The 7,799-nt window shown below is 38.3% G+C and carries 6 protein-coding genes and 1 rRNA gene; 1 reads left to right on the top strand and 6 read right to left on the bottom strand.

The window, feature by feature from the left end; translation table 11 throughout:
• Positions 1 to 529: 529 nt before the first annotated feature.
• Positions 530 to 1,087: a shikimate kinase gene (locus tag ACFVS1_RS26700; protein ID WP_352928193.1), complete on the top strand. Its 558-nt coding sequence runs from the start codon at positions 530 to 532 to the stop codon at positions 1,085 to 1,087.
• A gap of 118 nt (positions 1,088 to 1,205) precedes the next feature.
• On the opposite strand, the gene ACFVS1_RS26695 is transcribed toward ACFVS1_RS26700, so the two are convergent.
• From ACFVS1_RS26695 to rrf, 6 genes are all read right to left on the bottom strand, one after another.
• Positions 1,206 to 2,219: a LacI family DNA-binding transcriptional regulator gene (locus tag ACFVS1_RS26695; RefSeq protein WP_387552202.1), complete on the bottom strand. Its 1,014-nt coding sequence runs from the start codon at positions 2,217 to 2,219 to the stop codon at positions 1,206 to 1,208.
• Positions 2,220 to 2,440: 221 nt separating this feature from the next.
• Positions 2,441 to 3,649 (bottom strand): MFS transporter, encoded by a 1,209-nt coding sequence (locus tag ACFVS1_RS26690; protein ID WP_387552199.1) that lies wholly within the window; start codon positions 3,647 to 3,649, stop codon positions 2,441 to 2,443.
• 266 nt (positions 3,650 to 3,915) lie between these two features.
• Complete coding sequence (locus tag ACFVS1_RS26685; protein ID WP_101226132.1) at positions 3,916 to 4,800, bottom strand: shikimate dehydrogenase; 885 nt, start codon at positions 4,798 to 4,800, stop codon at positions 3,916 to 3,918.
• Positions 4,801 to 4,860: 60 nt separating this feature from the next.
• A complete protein-coding gene (gene aroD, locus ACFVS1_RS26680; RefSeq protein WP_387552195.1) occupies positions 4,861 to 5,622 on the bottom strand; it encodes a type I 3-dehydroquinate dehydratase in 762 nt (253 codons plus the stop codon).
• 67 nt (positions 5,623 to 5,689) lie between these two features.
• Positions 5,690 to 6,892, bottom strand: coding sequence for an MFS transporter (locus tag ACFVS1_RS26675; RefSeq protein ID WP_241594831.1), 1,203 nt, complete (start codon positions 6,890 to 6,892; stop codon positions 5,690 to 5,692).
• An 818-nt stretch (positions 6,893 to 7,710) separates the two neighbouring features.
• Positions 7,711 to 7,799: ribosomal RNA gene (rrf, locus tag ACFVS1_RS26670) — 5S ribosomal RNA — on the bottom strand; the annotation flags it as partial.

Below are 7,799 nucleotides of genomic sequence, written 5' to 3'. Positions count from 1 at the left end.
TTCAGCAATCAGCCAAAAGCGATGAAGTTTTTCGTTTGTCTTAGTTGGTGCTTATTTATATTAATCCTTTCCCACCATAAAGTCAACACATTTCATGCATTTCCTTATTAAATGATTTAAGCAATTATATAGAGGAATAAATGTGCCTTTCTTAACCTGGCTTCCGCTTAAAACAAATAACCCCCAGTAAAATCATTAATTCCATCCATTTTATTAAATGAATCACATTTCCCTTCAGCCTAGTAATGCTTTTGACCAATAAAACCTGCTAGTAATGTGAAATGGCATTAACAATCTGGATAGATGAAGGTAAACATGTAATCAGATGTATAAATCAAATACTGAAAAGTTGATTGCTCCTTTTCGGATAAATTGCTTTAGAAATAAACCGTTAAATCACGAATCCTATTGTCCAAATATTAAAAAATTTTTTTACAATTTTACTTTCTTGTACTATAATATATATATTTTTAAAATTTCAGGATAGACTTTTAATCATTATAAAAATAGTTGGGAGAGGAATTTATAAATGATTAATAAAAACACATCTTTGAGGATGCAAAGTATCGTTTTTATTGGCTTTATGGGAGTAGGAAAGACGACGATCGGACAGAAAGTAGCAAGGAAATTATATAGGGACTTTATTGATATAGATCAAGAAATTGAAAAGGAATTCAATATGCCCACTACAGAAATATTCAAGAAGTTTGGAGAAAAAGCATTTCGCGAAAAAGAAAAAAGTGTAATTGAAAGCCTTAGTCAACAACAATTGAAAATCATTTCGGTTGGGGGCGGGGCATTTTTACAAGAGGATATACGGAACATCTGTTTATCCAATTGCATTGTCTTTTACCTGGACTTATCTTGGGAATACTGGAAAGAGAGAATAGGCTTACTTATTGATAGTAGACCTGTTTTACAAAGCCGGTCCCTTGAGGAAATAGAAGAACTCTTTCACACAAGACAAGAAATATACTCCTATCATCATTCAAAAGTGAATACCAATGATCTTAATGTTGATGAAGTGGCAGACTTCATCGTCGATTCATTGAAAGTTGCCTGGGATATTTATGAACCGCTTAAGTAAGAACAGCTCTTTCATTTAATCGATTTTCCCAATAAAAGAATAAATAGAAAAGATGAAAAGGGTACAGCGGCGTGATACCTAACCTTCTGTAAACTGATCACCTTTTTATTTTTCTTTATTAGGAAGACTCTCTAATAATCAGTTCTGGATTCAAGATGATTCGCTGTTGATCACGTTCAATATTCTCCATTTGCTGATACAGGAGATTCGCTGCTTCTTTCCCAATACGTCTAGGGAATGAGGAAATGGTCGTTAGCGGAGGATGATAGATTTCTGCGACTGGAACGTTATCAAACCCAACGATATCTATATCTTTTCCAGGAGTAAATCCTTTCATCATTAATCCTTGCATAACACCGAAAGCAATTAAGTCACTAAAGCAAAAAATCGCGGTAGGCGGATTAGGATTCTCAAGTACTTTCAATACAGCCTGCAGCCCTCCCTCCCGGGTAGGGGCACTATCTATAACCAGCGATTCATCCACTTCCAATCCCGCTCTTGAAAGAGCTTCTCGGTATCCCTCCATTCTCTCGATCCAAGTAGAGGATTCCTTGATGCCACCAAGGAGCGCAATTCTTTTATGTCCCTTTCCAAGTAGATGATCAACAGCCATCCTGGCTCCTTCTGGATAGTCTATGCCAACATAGTCGCTATTCACTCCAGGCAGTTCCCTGACAGCAAGGACCATCGGCGTGTCAATTTCATTTAGCCGTTCAATTGTATCTTGTGAGCTTTCAGAGACAGGACAAAGAATCAGGCCTCCCACCCTATGTTCCATCATGGTTGAAAGGAGATGGTCTTGCTTGGCAACCGAGTCGAAAGTAGTTCCCAGCAACACTGTATACCCGACCTCATCCAATGCGTCATGAACGCCTATCAGGAATTCAGAAAAAAAGGTGTTTGATATATCGGTAATAATGATTCCTACAGTATCAGAACTCTGCGACCTTAGGTTGGCTGCAATTCTATCGTATACATAACCCAGTTCATGCATGGATTTTAATACCTTTTTTCGCGTCGCTTCCGATATTCGAGGGTTATTGCGAACGATAAGGGAAGCAGTGGATGTAGAAACCCCAGCATGTTTCGCTACCTGCTGCAGCGTGACCCGCCCTTTTTTGGATTGTTTCATAGTTCAATCACCATCTTGAATGTATTTTTGATGTACTTATGATTATCATGTTCTTACTATAATAATAATATAGTTACTGTCATTATTACACCCTTGCTTTTGGAACTGGGTATACCATCGATTAATACTCACTCCAATACATCTATATCAAATATTCATTAGTCCCAAAAAAACCCACCCTAGTTCTAGTAGATGGAGTTTTAAGTAATCCATCATACTTATTAGCCATGGTTTAACATGGTCTGGTGCTGTGTCAACTTTTTATATCGGTAATAAACAAAAGCTGCAGCCAGGATCCCAATAGTTGCAATAAAGCAATCAAAAAGAAATATATGTGATATATCACCGTTCTTAGCGAGCAAGCCCGTTGCAATTGGTAAAATGACGCTCGCCAAACTGGAAGCCGTCGCAACGATCCCTGTTACAGTTCCTTTTTTCCTCCAGAAGAGTTCAGTCATTATTGCAATGGTTAATTGAAATATCCCAGCTGTCGAGGCTCCAAGGAAAAAGGAGCTAATACTTAAGACAATGGGTGAATGAATCGTTAATATGATGATTACAGTAAGTAAAGTAATCATTGGATAAAGCAATATCACCGTCACGGGCTTAACCCATTTGTTTAATAAGATGGATAATAGCAGGACGGAAATCAGTGATCCAACACTATAATAGCTCAATAATTTAATTGCACTTGAAGATGGCATCCCTGCGACTTCTTGGCCAAAGCTCGGTAACCAGATTTGCGAAACTGTAAATAACGCAGTTGATGTAAACCCAATTATGATTAGTGCGACTCCTTCACTCCAAAATTTTGGTTCAGCTATGAACCTGCTACTATGCAATTCCTCCTCATGACTGACAGCATCGGATTTGCTTTTTGGAAATGAAGCAGACAAAACAAAGAACATATTCAAGAAGTAGACTACAGCCGGCAATAAAAATGCAAACCCGTAAAATAATTCGTTCTTAGTTAGAAATAAGATGATGAATGGCAGAATGGTTGCACCAAGTGAACCAAAAGCCTTAACCATTACACTGGCGGAACCAGCAGATCCAGGAAACATTTCAGTTAGAGCCGGATATGTACCAGCATCCATGGCTGAGTTGGAAATTCCAGCAAGTAAAGCAAATACAAACGCCATTTCATATGTGGGGGAAAATGGAATCCCAATTAAAAAAACGCCCATTATTACCGAAGAGACAATGATCAATGGTTTCCTCCCAAATTTATCTGATAATACTCCCGAGAGACCATACGTAAGTAATCTGCCTATTCCTATTGCTGCAATGAGATAACTGATGCCAGTTGAGTCCGTATCCCATTGTTCTGTTAAAGAGGGCATGTTCGAGGCGAGAATTATATTTACCATCCCTAGCAGGAAATAGTTCATATACATGCCAGATGCCGCTTTAAAATACTGATTTTTCATTATTACACCCCTATAATAAATCACTTTGTGTTTCTCCCCTAGAACGCTTTAATGCACAATGTAATTACATTAAAGCCTCCCCTTTATGTTATCCATTTAAATGAAAACCACTTTTCAAAAAAAAACGCTAAGAAAAACAAGGGTTTTCACTCCCTGCATTTCTTAGCTCTGAGGTATCTGCACTCATTTAATGTAATAATTAACGATGATGCACATCAAGTATGAAAAAACCTCTATTTGGAGAATAATCTCCAGAGTGAATCATATTATTCTGCAAACAATTGCTCTTTGATGTAATCAACAGGCATCTGTTGACCTGTCCATAATTCAAAGGCCAGTGCGCCTTGCCAAAGCATCATCCCAAGACCATTAATGGCTGTAGCACCCGCAGCCTCAGCTTGTTCCATTAGTTTTGATTTACGCGGGATGTAAACAACATCTGTTACGATTAGATCGGGACGCAGCATTGATTCGTCTTGAATGACACTTAAGCCATCAAGAGGTTTCATGCCAACGCCAGTTCCATTAGCCAAAATATCACTAGTTGCGATTTCAGCCTTTAATTGTTCAACATTTTCAAGAGGGTATACATTGGCTTTCACATTTAAGTGCTTCATATCTTCATTGATGATTCGTACATTCTCTTCTGCTTGCGGGAAGAAAGCATCATCACGAGCAAAAATACTGATTTCCGCCACACCTTCCAGCGCAGATTGAATGGCAATTGGAGTTGCAGCCCCGCCAGAACCGATAAGAGTCATTTTCTTTCCTTTAATATCTATACCATGTTCTTTTAGGTTCCGAGTATATCCCATTCCGTCTGTGCTGTGCCCTACGAACTTTCCATCGACATTGACAACTGTATTAACGGCACCAGAAAATTTAGCACTGTCTGCCAATTCATCTAGATATGGAAGGATCTTCATTTTATTAGGCATGGATACGTTAAATCCTTTTACATTTAATGCACGCATCCCCTTTACTGCATCTTCCAGCTCCTCGTTTCCAACCTCAAATGCTAAATAGGCGCAATTCAAGCCTAATTTATCGAAAGCTAAATTATGCATGGCAGGTGATAAAGAATGTCCGATAGGTGTTGCCAGCAATCCTACTAATTCTGTTTTCCCATTAATTCGTCCTAGATTTTCCATGTTCTATTCCCCCTGATTTTTTAAACTTTATATAAATTCCTTATTGGAAGGAATTATGAGTTAAATATTTTGATCAATGATCTCCAATACATCTCTTAATTGAGTAACAGGAATTTGTCCTGGGGCAGATGCTTCTTTTCCGGCACCGAATGTACAAGCAGATCCAAACACCGCACCTGATAATCGACTGACCAGGCCTGTACCCGACATTGACATCGTAATGAATGGGCGATCGGCATACTTTGTTTTCATCGTGTAAGTTGCATCTAATAAAACGAGTAAGTCACCAACCGTTTGGGGCATCACAGCGATCTTTGGAATATGGGCGCCAAATTCCTGCATTTTACGCAATCGGTAAATGATTTCTTCTTTTGCTGGTGTCTTATCGAAATCATGGTTACACATTACTACGTATACACCATTTTCCTCAGCTATCTTTACAGTCGCCTTCACTGATGATTCCTCAAAAAATAACTCCACATCGACAAGATCAATATTCTTCGTTTTAATTGCTGTATGAAGAAGCTGGAAATAATGAACATCACTGATTTCCTTGTTTCCTCCTTCTTTATGGCTTCTAAAAGTGAAAAGCAGCAAAGTATTGGGAACAGCACTTCTTAGTTTTGAAATCATATCTGAAACGGCTTCTAAGCTTTCGACTTGTTCAAAGACATCTACTCGCCATTCAATGATATCCGGCTGTAGCGCATTTACCGTTTCAACTTCTTTAAGCAGTTCTTCTTCAGTTGTCCCCATTAGAGGAACGATGATCTTTGGAACCCCTTCTCCGATCGTTACGTCTTTGATCGTGATTGTTTGCATGGATGTTTCCCCCTTTTATCATTATCATCGGTGGGGTTCATGCCCCACTGATGTTCGGTCAGACCGTTTAATTGGAAATCTTAATTACCTTTTTGTATCGATAGGCAACGAATACCGCCAATAAAATACTGACTATCGCAATTGCCACATCAAACAAGAAGACCGCAGTTAAACCAGCACTCTTAGAAATGATACCTGTAACGAAAGGTATGATGATAAAGGCTGAACTAGCTGCAATGTTTACATACGAAGTAATTGTTCCTTTATTGGCTGGGAAGAATTCTGTGATTATTGTCATGGCTAATTGGAACACCCCTGCGGTTGAAAGCCCTATGAAGAAAGCGCTCAAAACAGTTATAAATGGTTGCTGGATGTAAATGAGTGACAATAAAGATAATGCTGCAATGACCGGATAGATAATCATGACGGTAATGGGCTTAATTACCTTATTCAATAGAACAGCTAGTAAAATGACAGAAACAAGGGAGCCAATGCTATAGTAACTAAGCAATTGAACCGCCTTAGCTTGGGTTAGCCCCAATACATCTTGTCCGAAGTTCGGGAGCCAGACTTGAACCAGCATGAATAAAGCAGTTGATGTAAAGCCTAATAGTATGACTGCCAAACCTTCCTGAGCAAACTTCGGTTTTGAGAGAAATTGCTGTTGAACCGGCACAGCCTGTTCATCATTCTGAGTTTGGCCTTGGGCTTTATGATCCGGGAAAGAAACCTTAAGCAGGAAAAAACCATTAACAAGATATACAGCAGCCATTAAGAAGAATGTATACCCGTAAAACATATCTCTAGCTATAAAGAACGCCATGATAAATGGAAGAAGTGCGGCACCGATTGAAACGAACGCTTTTACTAATACGGTAGCGGAACCAGCTTTCTTTTGAAAAGCCTCAATAAGTGCTGGATACGTACCTGCATCCAAAAATGAGTTTGCAATACCAGCACATATAGCAAATATAAATGCCAATGTATAGCTAGGAGCCAATGGTATGCCTATAAGAAAGATCAGGTAGATAAAAGATGCTGAAACGACAAATGGTTTCCTTCCTAATTTATCCGACAGTCTACCGGCGAAAAACAAGGAAACTAACTTACCGATTCCTATAGCAGAAACCAAGTAACTTATCCCTGAGGCACTCGTGTTTAATTGTTCGGACAAATTTTCCATATTTGACCCGATGATAATATTGATCATGCCTAAAATAAAATAGCTAATATATAAACCAGTGGCCATTTTTATAAATGGATTTTTCATGAAACACACCCCTATTAAATAATTATCGAAATGCAATTTGACTCTTAAGCCTTTCAGAAGTTGCCCCCTTGCCCCATATCATAAATTCAAGAACAAAATTACGTACTAAATAAAACAATAAGTAAACCCGCTTCCGTTAGTACATCGTTCTACTAACTTTTCATATATATAGTATATCGTTCTACTAATCTTATTCTTCTGTACATCGATCTACCAAAATGGTGTTGGTATATCGTTCTACTAAGAATCGATTAGGTTCTCCATTCAAAAGGTATTGAATTAACACTTATGCAAGATTTAATTAGTTAAATTCATTTAGTATATCGTTCTACTGAATTATTATACTGCGCTAATTTAATTGTGTCAAACTCATGAAGCAGTCCTTAATAAGCTATAACGCAATTACGCATACTCATCATTTCTGAATTTCGAAGTACTCATTTTGAATCTAATTTACCTTGAAAGTACAGCCATACCTTGGATTCGTTCCTGTTCATACAAGATGAAGCATACTTTTATTTGCTGTGGCACGAAGGATTCATCATTTATTAGGGATTCCTTCTAACCCGATATTCTCCACTTTTTTAGTTACCAGTTTCTGAATAAATTTCTTTTTAGCTAAAATATATGTACTGCTCTTATTTAAAAACCATTATCCAGTATTTTGAAATCGGATTGAATAACCCATGTCAAAGTATGGCTGGGGGAATATCACACTTTTATTTTCCATATAAGCCTTCTCTGGGTAAAATAATAACAAGGCTACATAATTTTCATAACACAAAAAAGACCAGCCGGATGGCTGATCTTTCGAAATGGCTTGGCGGCGTCCTACTCTCACAGGGGGAAACCCCCAACTACCATCGGCGCTGAAGAGCTTAACTGCCGTGTTCGGAATGGGAACGGG

The organism is Peribacillus sp. NPDC058075, assembly GCF_042885195.1.
GTDB lineage: Bacteria > Bacillota > Bacilli > Bacillales > DSM-1321 > Peribacillus.
The sequence above is the reverse complement of the archived record's forward strand: the minus strand, read 5'-3'. Positions and strand labels throughout refer to the sequence as shown.